Origin of the sequence: Psychrobacter sp. TWR1-1-1 (assembly GCF_049895865.1) — a bacterium.
GTDB classification, from domain to species: Bacteria; Pseudomonadota; Gammaproteobacteria; order Pseudomonadales; family Moraxellaceae; genus Psychrobacter; species Psychrobacter immobilis_A.
In genome coordinates this window covers 48,821-67,602 of record NZ_JAFCTE010000006.1, presented here as the reverse complement: position 1 = coordinate 67,602, position 18,782 = coordinate 48,821, and the positions used below count along the sequence as shown (strand labels likewise).

Annotated in this window: 16 protein-coding genes and 1 pseudogene; 12 read left to right on the top strand and 5 right to left on the bottom strand. The window is 41.8% G+C overall.

The annotated features are described in order from the left end of the window. Positions 1-131 precede the first annotated feature (131 nt). The gene (locus ACP69U_RS07710; RefSeq protein ID WP_087813722.1) at positions 132-1,367 is read right to left on the bottom strand and encodes a lipoprotein-releasing ABC transporter permease subunit; all 1,236 of its coding nucleotides are present in this window, start codon (positions 1,365-1,367) and stop codon (positions 132-134) included. A gap of 453 nt (positions 1,368-1,820) precedes the next feature. On the opposite strand from ACP69U_RS07710, the gene ACP69U_RS07705 reads away from it, so the two are divergent. Continuing rightward, positions 1,821-2,795 (top strand): hypothetical protein, encoded by a 975-nt coding sequence (locus ACP69U_RS07705; RefSeq protein ID WP_426138241.1) that lies wholly within the window; start codon positions 1,821-1,823, stop codon positions 2,793-2,795. A 130-nt stretch (positions 2,796-2,925) separates the two neighbouring features. Here ACP69U_RS07705 and ACP69U_RS07700 read toward each other — a convergent pair whose 3' ends face one another. Beyond that, complete coding sequence (locus tag ACP69U_RS07700) at positions 2,926-3,315, bottom strand: hypothetical protein (RefSeq protein ID WP_055123882.1); 390 nt, start codon at positions 3,313-3,315, stop codon at positions 2,926-2,928. Between the two features lie 861 nt (positions 3,316-4,176). On the opposite strand from ACP69U_RS07700, the gene ccoN reads away from it, so the two are divergent. The 6 genes from ccoN (at position 4,177) to ACP69U_RS07670 (ending at position 10,427) form a co-directional block, all read left to right on the top strand. Beyond that, positions 4,177-5,658 (top strand): cytochrome-c oxidase, cbb3-type subunit I, encoded by a 1,482-nt coding sequence (ccoN, locus tag ACP69U_RS07695; protein ID WP_045445398.1) that lies wholly within the window; start codon positions 4,177-4,179, stop codon positions 5,656-5,658. 9 nt (positions 5,659-5,667) lie between these two features. Further along, the gene (ccoO, locus tag ACP69U_RS07690; protein ID WP_045445396.1) at positions 5,668-6,306 is read left to right on the top strand and encodes a cytochrome-c oxidase, cbb3-type subunit II; all 639 of its coding nucleotides are present in this window, start codon (positions 5,668-5,670) and stop codon (positions 6,304-6,306) included. Beyond that, complete coding sequence (locus tag ACP69U_RS07685) at positions 6,306-6,488, top strand: CcoQ/FixQ family Cbb3-type cytochrome c oxidase assembly chaperone (RefSeq protein ID WP_010199605.1); 183 nt, start codon at positions 6,306-6,308, stop codon at positions 6,486-6,488. Before ccoO ends, ACP69U_RS07685 begins: the two co-directional genes overlap by 1 nt. Further along, positions 6,485-7,621 (top strand): cytochrome-c oxidase, cbb3-type subunit III, encoded by a 1,137-nt coding sequence (gene ccoP, locus ACP69U_RS07680; protein ID WP_087813720.1) that lies wholly within the window; start codon positions 6,485-6,487, stop codon positions 7,619-7,621. The genes ACP69U_RS07685 and ccoP overlap by 4 nt, the downstream gene beginning before the upstream one ends. A gap of 479 nt (positions 7,622-8,100) precedes the next feature. Continuing rightward, on the top strand, positions 8,101-9,510 hold the full coding sequence (gene ccoG, locus ACP69U_RS07675; RefSeq protein WP_201502321.1) for a cytochrome c oxidase accessory protein CcoG: 1,410 nt from the start codon (positions 8,101-8,103) through the stop codon (positions 9,508-9,510). A gap of 335 nt (positions 9,511-9,845) precedes the next feature. Next, positions 9,846-10,427, top strand: coding sequence for a FixH family protein (locus ACP69U_RS07670; protein ID WP_193007549.1), 582 nt, complete (start codon positions 9,846-9,848; stop codon positions 10,425-10,427). A 152-nt stretch (positions 10,428-10,579) separates the two neighbouring features. Here ACP69U_RS07670 and ttcA read toward each other — a convergent pair whose 3' ends face one another. Continuing rightward, complete coding sequence (ttcA, locus tag ACP69U_RS07665; protein WP_314885620.1) at positions 10,580-11,737, bottom strand: tRNA 2-thiocytidine(32) synthetase TtcA; 1,158 nt, start codon at positions 11,735-11,737, stop codon at positions 10,580-10,582. Positions 11,738-12,154: 417 nt separating this feature from the next. On the opposite strand from ttcA, the gene queC reads away from it, so the two are divergent. After that, entirely contained in the window at positions 12,155-12,871 is a 717-nt protein-coding gene (gene queC, locus ACP69U_RS07660; RefSeq protein ID WP_167541684.1) for a 7-cyano-7-deazaguanine synthase QueC, read from the top strand. A 236-nt stretch (positions 12,872-13,107) separates the two neighbouring features. Further along, positions 13,108-13,437, top strand: a complete 330-nt coding sequence (locus ACP69U_RS07655) for a hypothetical protein (RefSeq protein ID WP_045445384.1) — start codon at positions 13,108-13,110, stop codon at positions 13,435-13,437. A 378-nt stretch (positions 13,438-13,815) separates the two neighbouring features. Here ACP69U_RS07655 and ACP69U_RS07650 read toward each other — a convergent pair whose 3' ends face one another. Both ACP69U_RS07650 and ACP69U_RS07645 read right to left on the bottom strand, forming a co-directional pair. Beyond that, entirely contained in the window at positions 13,816-14,235 is a 420-nt protein-coding gene (locus tag ACP69U_RS07650) for a hypothetical protein (protein ID WP_426138240.1), read from the bottom strand. Positions 14,236-14,387: 152 nt separating this feature from the next. Further along, a pseudogene (locus ACP69U_RS07645) lies at positions 14,388-14,923 on the bottom strand (transposase); the annotation flags it as partial. A 250-nt stretch (positions 14,924-15,173) separates the two neighbouring features. Here ACP69U_RS07645 and ACP69U_RS07640 point away from each other — a divergent pair. The 3 genes from ACP69U_RS07640 to ACP69U_RS07630 all read left to right on the top strand — a co-directional run bounded on the left by ACP69U_RS07640 (position 15,174) and on the right by ACP69U_RS07630 (position 18,664). Next, on the top strand, positions 15,174-15,671 hold the full coding sequence (locus ACP69U_RS07640) for a peroxiredoxin (protein ID WP_201581628.1): 498 nt from the start codon (positions 15,174-15,176) through the stop codon (positions 15,669-15,671). A gap of 193 nt (positions 15,672-15,864) precedes the next feature. Next, positions 15,865-17,361 (top strand): dihydrolipoyl dehydrogenase, encoded by a 1,497-nt coding sequence (locus tag ACP69U_RS07635; protein ID WP_314885625.1) that lies wholly within the window; start codon positions 15,865-15,867, stop codon positions 17,359-17,361. Positions 17,362-17,476: 115 nt separating this feature from the next. Next, entirely contained in the window at positions 17,477-18,664 is a 1,188-nt protein-coding gene (locus ACP69U_RS07630; RefSeq protein ID WP_226950312.1) for a mechanosensitive ion channel family protein, read from the top strand. The last annotated feature ends 118 nt before the right edge of the window (positions 18,665-18,782 follow it).

Genomic DNA, 18,782 nt, shown 5'->3' with positions numbered 1-18,782 from the left:
CTGGTATTGATGCTGTATTCAGCGCTACAAACAATTTATCAGCCTAAACTTGCATTAAAATTAATTTTACCCAACAAGCATTGGTAATAACTTAAACTGTATATAAAAATTTAAGCGGCATATAAAATCATTTATTCATAACGCAACGTCTGTGCTGGCTGAATCTTAGCCGCTCGGCGTGCTGGATAAATGGTTGCCAAAAAGCTCAGTACGAAAGACGCACCTGTAATCAATACCACATCCAGTACACGCAACTCTGATGGCAAATAATTAACAAAATACGCATCAAACAAGTTCAAATTAAAGACTTGATTAATAAAGCCTAAAATATCACTCACTGTAAGCGCAAATATCACGCCCAGTATCGTACCAGCAATCGTACCAATCACACCGATGACCACGCCTTGCACCATAAACACTTGGGTAATCAAACGAGGAGACGCACCAAAAGTTTTTAGAATCGCAATATCCGCTTTTTTGTCGGTAACGAGCATCACTAGACTGGAAACAATATTAAAAGCTGCTACTAGGATAATTAAAAATAGCAGCAAGCCGACCATGGCTTTTTCCATTTGAATCGCACCAAATAGGTTGCCATGTGTTTGTGTCCAATCATTAGGATACAACTGCTGAGGGGCAATAGCGGCGGCTTTTTCTGCTACCATCGGCGCGGTAAAGATGTCATTAAGCTTCATACGCACACCCTGCGCGCCATCTGGCAGACGCAACAGTTTTGCCGCATCACCCATCGGGATAAATGCCATGAGGCTATCCACTTCTGGACTGATGGTAAAAATACCGGTCAAGGTAAAGCGCTTGAATCGTGGTATCACGCCAGCTGGTGAAGGCGATGCCTCTGGCAGCACTAGCGTCACTTTATCACCCAGTTGCAGCCCTAGAGAGTGTACCATCTCTTCACCCAGCACAATATTGAACTCACCACTTTGTAAAGTATCAATGCTGCCTTGAACCATATGTTCATTGATAATAGAGACATCTTTTTCGTATTCAGGATCGACACCAGTGACCATAATCCCTGCAACCTGACCGTTTGACGTCAACATCCCTTGCAGTTGAATAAAGGGCGCTACAGCTGCCACTTCAGGATCTTCTTTAATTTTATCAGCCAATTGCTTCCAATCACTGATAATCTCGGTGGAAACGACCGTTGCTTGCGGGACCATACCCAAAATACGGGTTTTTAACTCCCGATCAAAACCATTCATGACTGATAGCACCGTGATCAATACGGCAACCCCAAGAGTCAAACCAATCATCGAGATAAGCGAGATAAAGGAGATAAAACCATTACTACGCTCTGCTCGGGTGTATCGTAAGCCGATAAACAACGCTAAAGGACGAAACATATTCAAACTCTTTATCTTATCTACGTGCGACTTTATATATACTATAAAACGAGCAACAGCAAATGCATCTCACACCTGCACTTGCCATAGTCACATATAAATCGAACACAAAAACAGGGTTTCAGACGAGCCAAAGACAGCCGTCAAAAGGGAGCTAGTTTGACACAATTTGGCTGATATGTGCCAGTCATTAGCAAAAACTGGGCGTATTTTTTAATAAAAAACTGGCTTTTGTTACTATTTTTTATGAGGGGCTTGCTATTACTTGCGTCAATACCTATATATTGTATGCTAAGGACAATTGTCATTAACCATTCATTGTTGTTTGTTGACCCTTTACTGATGACAACGTTGCCAACTATCATAAATCTATCGTGTCAAATAGAGCCTTATGATAGCCAGCAATAGCCGTTTCAGGTCCAAACCTCACGCTGACTAATTTTGAGTATCTTCATGACCATTAATTATCAATATAAAAACGTCCAATCTCCCACCAAAATCACCATGACTGATGAACAATCTGCAGGTCACGCCGATCATTGGCGTATTCTGACCGATGACATGAGTCATGACGTGCCAGAATGGCTACAAAAAATGATCGAAAAGGCGGCCATGCCTAAAGGCCTCAATAGCAATGTCAGCGCTCAAGACAGCTGCCTATTGCTGTCTGAAAATCAGCCTTGTCATATCAATCAAGTATTGGCCATGAAAAATGGCAAGCCTGAATGCTTTATCAATGCTTATCCTTGTGTCGATAGCCCGTATGGACTCAATTGTAAGATTGAGCGCATCATTGCCAATGACAATTCACACGATGCTGTATTACGCTTGCGTACCGCTGATGGCAGTATTATTTACGCCTTTGACCAGCTCTACACCACCAATCGCCATTTATATCAGCGAGACACGTCTTACTTTGTGAACTTTAGCGCCTGGGCACATGAGATTAAGCTAAGTGAGCAAAACGAAGTTATCATGGTTGAAGATCAAGAAGCGATCCGCTACCACCGTGCATTTAACGACATCGTTGCCGCCAATGATGGAAAAATACCCGATGATCTGCAAGAGCAAATCAAAGAATGGAAACCAGAGACCAAAGCGCAAATGGCGCCAGTTGAGATCAACTTGGGTCACATGTGTGCCTATCTATTCGGTGATACTTTGGGACAAGAAGATGAAGCATGGTGCCAAGGTCAGGTGCTCGGCAAGCAAGAAACAGTGTTTAATGATAAATCCATTATCCTGTTTGATGTCGTGATACTACGCGAACAAGATGCCGATCCTTTCGTGATTCGTATCGGCGCGCTCAACACGCCAGAGACGGCTTCTATTAAAGTACATGACTACGTACAAGCGAACGTTTGGCTACAAGCTGCCATCTATAAAGAAAACCAGCAAAGTACAGCGCAGCAATCAAAAGCCAGTTAACTACTTTACGAGTCATCCGCTACTTTTAATAATGATCATTAAATGTATCATCAAATAAAAAGCCCCTAATAAGCATTAGGGGCTTTTTGTCTTCCTACAATCGTCAGTATAAAACCCTACGAATATAGAATTAAGCCATGGTCGTCATTGATTTGATACGAGTATATAGCTCTTTTTGTTCAGCACTTGGGCGTGCCGTTTGTACTGCCATCAGTTGTGACATATCGCCTTCAACGCGAATTTTACCACCCATAAAGGCACCCATAATTTCATTGGTATCGAAATCAGTGATAATTGATTGCAAGATACTGCGGTCAAGCAACAATGTGGTTGTCGCGGCGTCGTTCAAGCCGCGATGCAATAAACCGTTTGCAAAGTTTGCTTCGATGTCTTGCTCAGTGTCAGAGACTTTTAGATTGACGATCATATTCGCCAGTGCTGGCGGCAAATTTAGCTCGCCTGCCTCATTACCCATTTGCTCAACTTGCTCAAACCACTCATCTGTCAAAAAAACTGCCATGTTATTGTCCTTAATTGATGTTATTTCAGGCTACCGTTGTTTGGCTCACTCGCCTGACTGGATATCAAGTGATAAAATAGTTGCTCATAATAGCAGTACAAAAACTGCTATCATCACTTATATTTAGCCTCATTATAAGGGTCTACTTGATGATAAGTAAAACTTATTTAGAGTGCTCATGCGGCCATTGTTACAAAAATACTGCTGGTCATGATATCTAAGCGTAGTGATTACTGTCCCTCTATCACCAAAATGTATTTCTAGAATCGTGATAAAATTGAGTATAAAATAGACAAATTGCACAGCTATAATAAGTTGCTTGCTAAGATTTTTACCAAAGAGTTTGTATTTTGCCGCATAGTTCTGATGATATTTGATTAGGATTGCGTTACAATACCCTTAAACAGAGTCGGGAGTTTTAACTAAACATTACGCAAACATGTTTTTTTGTCAGCCGCCGCTAGCATACGTCTATGGTCAGTGCGTTTTTATGGCCCTATGGATATTGGTATCTATCTTCATTAGTACAGCATTTTTGGTAATAATTAAGATAAATACTTCACCTCTTTAGATGTTTGATGCTCAAAAACGGCGCATCTTCTTATCCACCTTAATGATTTATTAACAATCCTACTATCGACCAGCTGTGAGTGTCGTGCGGTTAAAACGCCTTTATGCCTCAATACCAGCGGATATAAAGCGAAAGCTTAGATTGATAGTTAATAATATTATGGTGATAAGCGAGACAAAAAACAGCATGTGCCGCGATTCTATTTTTATCTGACTATTACTTTTATGATGCAGATAGCGCGGAGAGTTAGTTAATTCTGTTGATAATTCGGGCTGTAAAGGAATCATCCAATGAGTTTACAAAACACAGCAGTCGCCCCAGTTGACCGTGAGTACGAAATTACTATCGTAAGATTCTTTACGATAATGGCCGTGGTATGGGGCATCGTCGGCATGAGTATTGGTGTGTTCATTGCTTCACAGTTAGCATGGCCATCACTTAACTTTGACATTCCATGGCTGACATTTAGTCGTTTAAGACCGCTACATACCAATGCGGTCATTTTTGCGTTCGGTGGCTCTGCCCTGTTCGCAACGTCTTACTATATTGTTCAGCGTACCTGTAAGACAAGGTTATTTGCGCCTTATTTAGCTTGGTTTACCTTTTGGGGTTGGCAAGCCGTTATCGTATCAGCGGTTATTACCCTACCTTTAGGTTTAACATCGACCAAGGAATACGCTGAGCTTGAGTGGCCAATCGATATTTTGATTGCCTTGGTATGGATCTCTTATGCCATTGTTTTCTTCGGTACGCTCATCAAACGTAAAACCTCACATATTTATGTGGCTAACTGGTTCTTTGCAGCCTTTATTATTACGATTGCATTACTGCATATCGTAAACAGTATGGCGATTCCTGTTAGCGCATTTAAGTCTTACTCGTTATTTGGCGGTGCGACTGATGCGATGGTGCAGTGGTGGTACGGACATAACGCGGTAGGTTTTTATCTAACGGCAGCTTTCTTAGGAATGATGTATTACTTCGTTCCAGTACAGATTGGTCGTCCTATTTATTCTTACCGTTTGTCTATCGTTCACTTTTGGGCATTGATTGCGTCATATATGTGGGCTGGTGGTCACCATTTGCATTATTCAGCGCTTCCAGATTGGACGCAGTCTCTAGCAATGGTATTCTCAATCATCCTATTTGCGCCATCTTGGGGTGGTATGATTAACGGCGTGCTAACACTATCGGGCAGCTGGGATAAATTACGTACCGATCCGATCATTCGCTTTATGATTGTGGCATTGTCGTTCTATGCGATGTCGACGTTCGAAGGCCCAATGATGTCGATTAAGACAGTGAATGCGTTATCTCATAACACAGATTGGACAGTCGGTCACGTACACTCAGGTGCACTTGGTTGGGTAGGTATGATTACCATTGGTTCGCTATATGTACTGTTACCACGTATTTATAACAAACCTAAGATGTATTCTATCAGCTTAATCACCACGCATTTTTGGTTGGCGACAGCGGGTACTATTTTCTATATCGTATCTATGTGGATTTCAGGTATTGGCCAAGGCATGATGTGGCTGGCTACTAATCCAGACGGTACGTTGGTATATAGCTTCGTTGATACAGTTGAGTTCTCACATTTCCCATATATTGGTCGTGCTTTTGGTGGCCTATTGTATGTATCGGGTATGTTTGTGATGGCATATAACGTTTATAAAACACTTAAAATGCCAGAAGGTAAGCCTGTCGATATCGCAGATCCTACTGATCATGAACCTAGTGTTGATAAACCTTCAGCAGCTAACGTATAAGGAGCGATCATGTCTGGTACACCGCATGAAATTATTGAAAAAAATACAGGCTTGTTGGTTATCGGTATCGTTATTGCTATTAGCTTTGCAACGCTAGTTGAAATCGTACCATTGATATATGACAACAAGGGTCCTGAAGAAGGTGGGGTGAATGCTCCCCTGCCCTCCATGGAGCCATGGACTGCACTAGAATTTGAGGGTCGTGACATCTATATTCGTGAAGGTTGTCACGTTTGTCATACTCAGATGATTCGTCCACTACGTGCTGAAGTTGAACGTTATGGACCTTACTCACGTGCTGCTGAATCTACGTGGGATCACCCTTTTCTTTGGGGTTCAAAACGTACTGGACCTGATCTGGCACGTGTTGGCGGTCGTTATTCTGAAGACTGGCAAAAGCAGCATTTAATTGCGCCACGTTCACTAGTACCTGAATCAGTAATGCCTGGTTTCCCGTGGCTTGCTACCAACGAAGTGAATGGTGAAAACGTTCAAACTAAAATGCGTCTATTCCGTGATCGCTTTGGTGTACCTTACACTGAAGAAGATATCGAAGGAGCACCAGATGCTGTACTTGGTGCCACTGAACTTGATGCTTTGGTTGCTTATCTACAGCAACTGGGCACCGCGATGGAAGGACAGCGCTAATGGGTATTGGTGAATTACAAACAATTGCGACCGTTTCTGCCTTTGTTGCCTTCGTAGGTGTTGCATGGTGGGCGTATTCGCCAAAAAACAAAAAACGCTTCGAAGAAGATGCACAACTTGCGCTTGATGACGAGGATATAAAATCTCTGTCTGAAGAGCAGCGCAATAAGGATAAACGATGACATTTTTTTGGAGTTCTTGGATTACCATACTAAGTATCATGTGTTGGGCTGCTATCCTCGGTGTCTTACTAATGGTATTGAAGTACAAGCCAGAACTAGAAGATGACGGTACGACAGGCCACGCTTATGATGGTATCAAAGAGTACGACAAGCCATTACCTAAGTGGTGGCTCGTAATATTTTTTGGCTCTATCGCTTGGGGTGTTGCCTATTGGGTATTTTTCCCAGGTATTTTCCCATCAAAATGGGAAGGTATTGCCACTGTAGAAGTCGATGGCGAAACGGTACCGTGGACCTCTAAGAACGAGCTATATAGCGAGCTTGAGAGTAATAACAAAGTATTTACGGATAACTTTGAGAAAAACATTTTAGCAAAAGCGGATGCTAGTGGTGCAACAGAGACCTTAGCGGCACTTGCTGAGTTACAGGCAACGATGCGCCGCAGTGAAACACCACCAGCAGATCTGCAAGCTCAAATTGATGAGAAAACTGCAGAACTATCACCTTATGTAGAAAAGCTTTCAGAAAACCCGAATGCTTTAAAAGTTGGTAGTCGTTTGTTCTTACAGAACTGTGCGGTCTGTCATGGCTCTAACGCCAAAGGGGCGGTAGGCTATCCAAATCTAACTGACAATGACTGGTTATATGGCGGAGAAGCGTCAAACATTTTGACCACGCTACATAAAGGTCGAGTTGGTGGTATGGCTGCATGGCGTGATCAAATCGGTGAAGATGGGGTACGTGCGGTATCTGAATACGTGCTGTCAATATCTGGCAACCAACCTGGTTACGAGCTTGATAAAGCTCAAGTCGCTCAAGGTGAGGCAATCTTTAATGAGCCAACTAACTGTGTACTTTGTCATGGTGCAGATGCAAAAGGTATGACTTCTACTGGCGCGCCAAACTTGACAGATAACATTTGGTTATATGGTGGTGATCGTGAGACCATCCGCGAAACCTTACGTTATGGTCGTGCTGGTGTGATGCCTGAGTGGGAAACCAAACTGGGTAATGAGCGTATTATGCTGCTTGCAGCTTATGTTTACTCATTATCAGACAAAACCCCTCAACCTGCTGCTAAAGCACCAACCGCTACTCAAGTAGCAACCACTGTAGAAACGACGGCTAATTAATATTTAAAGATGGTTGTCATAGCATCAGTGGATAAGATTTGATAAAGGGAGAACTGTTATTGCAGTTCTCCTTTTTTTATAAACTCTTTGATGAGAGTTTATTAACTGCTACCGCATTGTCAAAATTTGAGTAGCAAATGAAATGCAGTTTAATACTGCTTAGAGCACGACCAATATATCGATCATTATGCTGATATATTGATTGGTTTTTAAGATTATTATCCCATTTATGATAGGGAGAATGCTAAAATGACACTACCTAAAAACCACTTATTAGTGGCGAATTTAGAAGATAGTCACCCATTCTCATTAAGCTAATTGCAATCGATCATTTGGTAGATGGGTTAAAATATTTTTCTGTTCAATATTTTATCCGCTACTTACTGACATTGATAACATCACACACTCATACATCTGATGATTAAAGATGTTTGTTCATCATGCCAGCAAACTGATTCTTTTTTAAAAGAGGCACGTTTATGTCAGCACCACAACCCAATAAAATTCCTGTACAGCAAATTGACCTTGATGCGACCAAGCATCGAGTTCACCCTAGGTTTGTCACCGGTTTTTATCAAAACATTCGTGTCGTCACGATGTATGCGCTTTTAGCCGCTTTTCTGCTTTTGCCGTGGTTACGTTATAATGGTAGGCAAGCAATATGGCTTGATGTTCCGTCGCAGCATTACTATATTTTTGGCATGACTTTTTTGACCCAAGATTTTTACTTCATTGCCGCCTTTGCGATTATTGCCGCATTCACTTTATTCATGGTGACTGTGTATGCAGGGCGTGTTTGGTGTGGCTATGCCTGCCCTCAGACGATTTGGACACATCTTTATCAATATGTTGAAAAGTGGGTCATTGGTGATCGTAATAAGCGTATTAAGTTTGATAAAGAACCGATGAGTGCAAAAAAAGCCTTTAAACGTTCTTTGATATATTTTATTTGGTTAGTATTTTCAGTGATTACCGCGGCAACCTTTGTCAGTTACGTCGCTGGCACAGATTATTTATATCAAAGCTGGCAAACCATTGGTTTTATTCCTATTCCTGATTGGCCAACATGGGTATGGGTATCAATGTTTATCTTTACCTTTGCCACTTATGCCAATGCGGGCTACATGCGCGAGCAGATGTGCGTACAGATCTGTCCTTATGGTCGTTTTCAGAGCGTTATGTTTGATAAAGATACGTTGGTTGTGTCTTATGATTATGAACGTGGCGAACCTCGCGGGGCACGTAAAAAAGGCACCCATCCTGAACATTTAGGGGATTGTATCGAATGTACCATGTGCGTACAGGTTTGTCCGACTGGGATTGATATTCGAGATGGCTTGCAAGTTGGTTGCATCCAATGTGCTGCTTGTATTGACGCTTGTAATGAAATTATGGATAAAGTCGGCTATCCACGTGGGCTTATCCGCTATACAACAGAACGACAGTTGTCAGAAAAAGAAAATACCCGCGTCATCAGTCCACGTCTATTTGCTTATTTAGCCGTTATTACTATTTTATGTGGTGGCGTTATTTATGCATTGACGGACCGTGTACCGTTAGAGATTGATATTCGCCGTGACCGTAATCAGTTGTCTTCAGTGAATAATCAAGGCATGATTGAAAACAGCTATATTGTCAAGCTGACTAATAAGACACAAGAGCCGCATACCTATACAATAACCCTTGCTCCACAAGAAGGTTTGAGCTTGGCGCTGCGATTCAACGATGTACCATTAGAAGCAGGTGAAAGCTTTGATATGCCTGTGAGTATTTATGGCGATCCTAAGGTCATCGATTTTGAACAAACATCAGTGACCCTAAATGTGACCAGTGAAGATGGTCAGTATAAAGTCAGTAAACAAAACGTATTTACTACTCAAGGGCAGTAGGTTTTTATAAGTGCTTGATAGCTTAGCTAGGGCGCGTCCTCATTTTAAAAATGGTAATAGAAATGCAATAAATGGCAGCTAAACTGGGAAAATAGTGCAGATAACATCTGTATATTAACCAGTAGTTTGGCAAAATTTAACCATTTTTAATCCATTTAGGTGCTTTCATTCAGACTTAGGATGCGCCCTAGTATATAATTCTATATTTCACCTGTGAGTCAGTGGCTAGTAGGTGGACGATTTATCATTAAACTGGCAGCTGTTTCGTTGTCAGCTTATCCATTGATACAGTTTATAGATATCTGATAAACAGATATCTGATTAATAGGTATTTTATGTCTACTCCAGCATCAAATTTTAAGCATCAAGATACTCAGCCATGGTATAAGAATTACATGGTGGTTATTTTTGTTATTGGCATGCCAGCATTTGTCGTAGTGGCCTGTATCTTTTTTGTTTATTACTCTTATCAAATTCGGGATAGCGTGGTACGTGACGACTGGTATATGGATGGTAAGACGCTTTATCATGATGTGTCACGTGACAAACTGACTTATGACTTAGATTTGCACGGCGAAATGCAGTTTGCAGATAATGGTGATGTTGTATTCTATCTAAATTATCCTGAACAGAGTCTGCAATCAGGTAAACTGCTGAATGGCAATCCTCTGGCTTATCCTGAAAAACTAGATCTGTCTATCTCGCATGCAACCGACATTAAAAAAGATCATGATGTCGTACTTCAATATGTCGAAGGCAATAAATACAGTGCGCAGGTAGATATAGATCCTTTAAAAGCAAAATATTATCTACAAGTAAGTAGTGATGGTAAAGATGACTGGCGCATGCAAGATGTGGCGAAATTACCACGTTCAAAAGTTAGCTTTGACCCATTACCTGTTTTTGCAGAAAGTTGATTTTATAGAAACTACTTTTATAGACATTGTTAATATTCAATTTATTAACACATAAAAAACCAGCCATTTATCAATAATGAGCTGGTTTTTTATACTAACGGTTTACGCTATTTTTTATAAATGTCATTTAACGATATCGAATAAGCGAATCATTAAATAACAGGATTTATTGTTGGAATCTTCTGATTCGTATGCTTGTTTTCTGCTGAATTATCAGACTCTGTCGAAAGCAGCTTACTATCGAACTTCGGATTGAACGCTTGAGTTTTTGGCGATACAGGTAAGCCAATTTCAGCCAAGCTCTCGGTTTGCCCTGCTTGGATATTATCCCCTTCAAACAAACGCTCATTGTCATCACGATCAAGACTTAACTGCTCAAAATCAAACAATTCACGGTCTGCTAGTTGCGACGGTGCCACGTTTTGCATGGCTTTAAAAATAGAGGCCAAACGCTGCGGATGAGCATCATCCCATTCCCGCAACATATCGTTGATAATGGCCCTTTGTAAGTTGGTTTGGCTGCCACATAAGTTGCATGGAATAATTGGAAATTCTTTTAAGCGAGCATATTCAATGATGTCTTTTTCTTCGACATAAGCCAATGGACGAATAAGTAGGTTTTGCTTGTCATCACTGAGCAATTTCGGTGGCATCGATTTAAGAGTGCCGCCATGAAATAAATTCAAAAAGAAAGTCGCCAACATATCATCGCGATGATGACCCAGCGCAATTTTGGTTGCGCCAATCTGCTTAGCAAAACCGTATAACGAGCCGCGGCGCAGACGTGAACACGCCGAGCAATAAGTTTTGCCTTCTGGCACCACGCTCTTAACGATACTATAAGTGTCTTTTTCTAAGATATAGTGAGCAATGCCCTGCTCGTTCAAATACGCTGGCAAAATATCCTCAGGGTAACCGGGCTGCTTTTGATCGAGATTGACCGCGACGATATCAAAGTTAATCGGGGCGATACGCTTGAGTAATAGTAAAATATCCAGCAAGGTATAGCTGTCTTTACCACCTGAAACACAGACCATGACCAAATCGCCGTCTTCGATCATATTAAAATCACGAATCGCCCAAGAGACTTGTCTACGCAGCTTCTTTTGTAGTTTACGGAACTCTGCTGATTCAGTAGACGTTGACGGTGCAGCGGCGATACTGTTTTCATTTGTATGATCGTCAGCAACATCCTCATATTCCATGCTATCACCATCAGTGTCCCAAGCATGATTATCCAAACCTGTATCAGCTGACATATCATCGATTTCAGGCGTAATTTGTGGCGTAAACAAGGTTGCTGCGGTCATAAGTTACTCAATATCTTTACAAGGGAATTTTGCTAAAAAATGGAAGGATAAAGCCTTTAGCAAGGAAGTAATAGCACAGTGGCTCTAAAAGCAGCGATTATAACAAAATTTGCTAACAGATTGAAAAGATGAGATTAAACTATCAGATTAAATATTCAGTCTTTTTTATGGCTTAGCTTAGGGCATGATGAACATTCGACCATAGCACTGCTGATAGCTCCACACTTTTATGAATAAATTTCTCTTTTGAGCTGATTAAGGTTTCATATCGTATTTATAATGGCTCCGTGGTTCTGTAATGCGCGTATTTTTGCTAAAATAGGCATTTTTCGCAAACCAATAATAGATACCACTATGACTAATGTTACTTCGCAAAGCGCCTCTAATAATCAAGCCTTCGATACTGACTTAAATGCTCTGCATAAAAGCCAAAATGCCGTTGTGCTACTGTCAGGCGGGCTTGATTCGGTGACTTGTTTGTATTGGGCCAAGGCACGTTATGCGTCGGTGACTGCGGTCAGTTTTAATTATGGTCAACGCCACAATAGTGAGCTGGTCGCGGCAAAAGCCATCGCTGAGACTGCCGAGGTCAATCATAGAATCATTGATATTGATATCGCTCAGCTTGGTGGCTCTTCGCTGACAGATCACAGTATGATTGTTCCCGATGGCGATACGGATAAATTCCCTAATAAAAAGCGTGATGAGATCGATAACGACGCTATTCCTAACACCTATGTGCCTGCGCGTAATACGATATTTTTGTCTTATGCGCTAGCCGTTGCTGAAGTGACCGATGCCAATCATATCGTCATTGGCGTCAGCTCAGTCGATTACTCAGGCTACCCTGACTGTCGTCCAGAGTATATTGCCGCCTTCGAGCATATGGCCAATCTTGCCACCAAAGCGGGCGTTACCGGTCATCACTTATCCATTCAAACGCCCTTACAGCAACTGTCAAAAGCAAAAACTATTGAGCTTGGATTGTCATTGGGCGTCGATTATGGGCAAACCATATCTTGCTACCAAGCCGATGCACAAGGTCTTGCTTGCGGTGTATGTGACAGCTGTGCCCTACGCCGTCAAGGCTTTGCTCAGGCAGGCATCACTGACCCAACCCATTATCAATCTTAATGAATGATGGGATTGCACTTGCATGAAAGCGTGATAGCAATCAACATTAGCGAAACATTCGCTTGCATTAACACAGCACGCCGCCGTTGTATTTTAACTCACATACTTGTTATGGTATGAGCGATTGCATTTATCACAAGATATAAGTAACCACATTAATCAACGAACTATGAGTACTTTTGCTTGACTTTGAGTACAAAATTTAGAAAATTGATGTTACCCGTAAGAGGATATTTATGAAGTTGTTGCCATTATTACCCCTAGCTTTAGCTGCCATTTTTGTGATGCCACAAGCAAACGCTGCCGATATTAAGCAAAATAACATCAATACCTGCGTTAATGGTGCGGTCAAATATAAAGTCGCTGACAAAGGCGATGCGACCAAACTATGCAATTGCACTATTGGTGTGCGTAGCAACATGACCATCGGTCAGATGTGGGAAATTGAGAGCTATGCCCAAGACAAAAAAGATCCGTCTGGACTGCCTTACGTCAAAAAAATGCAAAAAGATTTGCAGCAATGCACCGTTGGCTTAGATTTAAAACAGCCACAAAAACCAGCGTAATACACATCTCGTTCGATATACAAAAGACTGGCTATTGCCAGTCTTTTGTATATACCTAAACCATTGTTTTTATTGCATATATATTAAATACTATATCTATTGGTAGCCATTTTTATAGTTACCTGTAGCTTTCTCTCCTTTTATAGCACTCCGAAAAACTCCCCTTATTTCATTCTCTTAACACTAGTAACCCCATCAAACTTAGTTAAGCAGCTCATATAATAATCTTCTATATCGTGATATTCAGTGAATAGCCGCTTGTAGGTTTCATAGTGCATGCCTTTAGGTTTTCGATAAGGGTTTTCATGCCACTTCAAACGCTTTCTTATTGCTTGCATACTTGCATCAGGTCGCTAGCACCGCTGCATAAGCTGTCGCTCAATGTGTTCTTAATTCCTTCAGCTCAATCCTCTTGAATGATACCTCCCTATCTGCTTTTGCTTCTGCACTGGACTGTGCCCAAGCTGCGTGTGCTTTTGCGTCCGCTTCTGCCCTAGCTGCTTCTACTTTTACCCTAGCTGCTTTTTCTTCTGTCCTAGCTATTTCTGCTTTTGCAATGGCTGCGTTTGCTTTTGCAATGGCTGCGTCTGCTTTCGCGTATGCTTCTGCCCTAGCTACTTTTCCTGCTGCTTGTGCTTTTGCGTATGCTTCTGCACTAGATGGTTCGGCTGCAACCATGGCATATTCATTATTGGCACTTGCTATTCCCAAAGAACAAACTGTTAAAACTATAATGCCTGATATGAATGTGAATAAGTGGTTTAATGCTTTCATTGTATTGTTTACTCTCAGCTTCATTCAAATAAATCTACAATACACGATATCTAAATCATTAGGCAAGTTTGCTTCTTCCTGCCTCCTCATTGCTTGCATCGTTATTATGAGAAAACTATCTTTCATTCGAGACATATACTCCTTTGCGCGTACTGTTCCATAAACTCCCCTTAACGTTCTTTACTTTCACTATGAGCGGCTCTAACTAGTAGCTCGCAATGGTTATTATGTATCTGTTGGTCGCTGATATCACGATTGATCCAGTCGTAGTAGCTTGACGGCTTAATACTTAGTACACGGCACATAGAGACGATACTAAAAACCTGTCTATTAGTTTTTATAAAGGCATACCTTACTAGCTGTGCTTGGCGAAGTACGCCGTCGCCTCATTCGAGCATAGCTCTCATCTTGCATCGGGGCGAAACAGTGCTTCGCTTTATCCTTCCTCATTTAGTATCTCTCGTTCCTCTTCAGCCACTTTAAGCTGTCGTTTGAGGCGCTTGTTCTCTTCCATCACGGCCATAAGCTGTGTATCGTACTGCTCAGTCCCTTCAAGCTTGCCTTGAGTGGCTTTGTTATGCCAGTTAGATAAAGTCTGCATGGCGATACCAAGCTGCTTTGCAGTCGCTGAAATATTCCCATCGTTGTCCGCTATCTTCTTGACGGCTTCAGCTTTGAATTCTGTGCTGTAAGTTCTGATTTTCTTAGTCATGGTAAACTCCTCATCGAGTCGTTAGTTTACCAAGTTTAGGTGTACGGTTTCTTCAGCATAGCTCAGAATAAATAGAAGTGAAAGATACTGGCTATTGCCAGTCTTTTTTGTTGTCAATACAGGCGCAAAGTGTAAAACTGATTATGAATCGCTGCTAATCTGCTTATAATAAGCACACAGCATAGATTACCAATCGACATAAGCACTGACATAAGTACTGATATAAACAAAAATGAATAAGGATTTTATAATGGCAAAACCAACCACAGAAAACCTAACCTTACCTGACTTTCCAGTGACGATAGTACGAAAGCTTGCCGGCAACTTTATCCATGATGAAATCAATCTCCAAGAGATGATTGCCAATACTGATAAAGGGCTTATTCTGTACTTTTATCCAAAAGACAGTACGCCAGGCTGTACCACTCAAGCAACCGAATTTACTGCTCATCTCCATGAGTTTGATGATTTAGGCTATGACATTATCGGCGTCTCACGTGATAGTGTTGAATCTCATGAGAAATTCATCACCAAATATGATTTAAACATTGCCCTTATCAGCGATACTGACGAAAAATTATGCCAATACTTTGATGTTATTAAAGAAAAAAATATGTATGGAAAAATCAGCTTAGGTCTTGTACGTTCAGCCTTTGTCTTTAACAAAGATAGCGAGCTGACTCATGCTCAGCGAAATTTACGTGCCAAAGGCTACACTGAACGTTTGCTTGAAACCTTAGCGCCTTAACCAATAAAGCCAAGAATCATAAAAAAGCATTTTAAAATAGACGCTAATAATCATTACGATAAACGCTGGATATCAGAGGCTGAAAGTCGTTTTTTAATAATTTTTTAGAGCAATCTCTTATCAGAGGAATCTCTTAAAAAAATCATCTAAAAAACAGCCCTGAATAACAAACATCTTATAACTTGAGAATCATATGAATAAACAATCCGATACTGCAGCGGATAACACAGCATCCAAAGCTACTCGCCAAGTATCTGTTGCCGTTATCGGTGCAGGTACTGCTGGGCAAAATGCTTTTCGTCAAGCCAGTAAAACCCATGATGATGTTGTTATTATTAACGACGGATTCTGGACGACCACTTGTATTGCGGTCGGCTGTATGCCAAGCAAACTATTGATTGCCGCCGCTGATCGCGCGTATGAAGCCAATCACTCTGCTGAATTTGGCGTCCATGCCACTGTCCAGATAGATGGCAAGCAAGTCATGCAACGCGTTCGGGACGAGCGTGCTCATTTTGCTAGCTACATCAAAGCTCAAGTAGATAGCTGGCCTGATCACAAAAAAATCTCAGGACGCGCTCATATCAATAACCGAGGATTCATTGAAGTCAATGATGAGCTGATTGCCGCTGACAAAATCATTATCGCCACGGGCAGCTCTCCATTTATCCCAGATGGCTGGGCAGATAAGCTTGGTGACACCATGCTCACCTCTGATACGATCTTTGAGCTCACAAATTTACCAAAAACAATGGCCGTCGTCGGTACAGGTGCTATCGGATTAGAGCTAGCGCAAGCCTTTAAACGCTTAGGCGTAGAAGTAACTTTGTTTAATCGTGTCAAACGTGTTGCAGGTCTCAAAGACGATGATATCAATAACAAAGCTATCGATTGCTTAAGCCGCGAATTGACCATGCATTTGGGCAGCAAAATCAGTGATGTCGGCGTGCAAACAGCCACGGATAATGACCATTCAGCCGCGTTCATTGATTATGAAGACAGTGCTGGAGAGTCGCAACAATGGCAAGGTGAGTATGTACTGGTTGCCACTGGTCGCCGCAATAATATCAAACCGCTGGGAGTCGAACACTTAGACGTTGAACTTGACGACAAAAATCGTCCAAAGCACTTGAATAAAAAAACAGGTCAGATTGGTGATTTAGATATCTATATCGTTGGTGATGCCAACGCCAACCTTCCACTATTGCATGTGGCCAGCGATGAAGGCTATAGCGCTGGAAGTATGGTCTGCGAGAATGAAGACGCCGCTCATATTCGCCCGCCCGCCACGCCCTTCTCGATTGTGTTTTGCTCACCACAAATCGTTAACGTCGGCATGTCTCTACCAGACATTCAACAGGATACAAGCTTAGAATATGTCATCGGTAGCGTCAGCTTCGACAATCAAGGACGTAGTCGCGTGATGGGCGTCAACTGTGGTCTACTACATATCTATGGCTGTAAAAAAACTGATAGAATCTTAGGCGCTAGTATGGTGGGTCCTGATGCCGAGTATATTGGACATATTTTAGCGGCAGCGATTACCAATGATTTGAGTGTTAAGGCCATGCTCGATACGCCTTTTTATCATCCTACGATATTAGAGGGCTTACGTACCGCGTTACGCAATGTTCAACACAAAATGGCAATACCTTATCAGTACCAAGACACACAGGAAGATAGCTTTTAAGCATCAGCTCAGCTACACTTTCAAAACAAGGATGTGCCGTATTAATCATCACTCATGTTGTGTTTGGTAGCACTAACGACTTGAGGTACTTTAAAAACTCTGCATGGACCAAAAAATGGCAATCGCTAGTATTACTGATTTTTTTAAAGAGATTGTTCGTGACCTGCATACTAGCCTCTACCTTGCGCTTGGCGGCTCTGTCGATGAAGAGTCACTTGATTGGTCGTCTCAAGCGGTAGAGCTCGCTAGTACTGCCATCAAAATCCTAATACTGCTGGCAGTGTTGGGATTTTTTTATTGGCTTGCCATTTATATCCTTAAGCAAAGTAGGACAAAAATCCGCCTGAATGAGCGCCGTACTAAGATTGTCCGTTCAGTCTTGCGTTATATCTGGATAGTTGCCAGCCTGATTGCCATTATGAGCCAGATTTATTTTGAACCAGAGACTATCAAAGCCACTGCAAAAGCCAGTACATGGGCGGGGATTTATTATGTACTTTGGGCGTCATCTGGACAGATTATCCATAAGGTTTTACAGCATTATGGTCTCAATGCCTCTATAGAACAGCTACTTCAAAACATCTTGTCAGTGCTGCTATTGGTACTCGGACTTGCCAGCGTCATGGCGCAATTTGGTTTCGATATCGTCTCATTGGTCGCAGGTTTAGGGATTGTGGGCTTAGCAGTCGGTTTTGCTGCCCAATCAACGCTTGCTAATTTCATTGCAGGTATTACCATTTTACTCGAACAATCTTTTCAGGTTGGCGACTGGATTCATATCAATGACAACGAGGGTCGCGTCGTACTCATTGCGTTACGCACCACCCATATTTTGACGCGAGACAACATCACCGTCATTATTCCCAACTCTAACGTTGCCTCCTCTGAGGTGACCAATTTAACCTCCAAGAACTTCATACGTTTCGATATTCGTGTGCGTATCGCCTTTGAAGATGATGTCGATACTGCTCGCAAGGAAATTTTGCAGGTGCTTACTGATACCGATGTAGTACTCAGCCGTCCTGAAACCTCGGCCACCGTGGATGAAATTGGTGAATACGGAGTGTTTTTTATTGTGCGTTTTTGGGTCAAGCCTGCTGCTGTCGCGCGCATGCCCAAAATTAAAGAAGGTCTAAAAGAAGACATCAAGCGTGCCTTTGATGCCGCTAATATTTCTACTCCTTATCCTCATATGCGTCTGCTTATGCCAAAGGATGTGGATTATCCTATTGCCACTAAACCTTTTGCAACTACAACGCAGGTCGTGTCAGAAACACCACCACTGAGCAAAGCAGATAAATAAGCTCATTATATTATTTATCCCTTGGACAATTTATCCCACAATTTTTAGTCTCAAGGTTGTCATCTTTAGTATGATAAGCATGATTTTGTGAAAGATGACATTGCTGAATCTCTCTTTG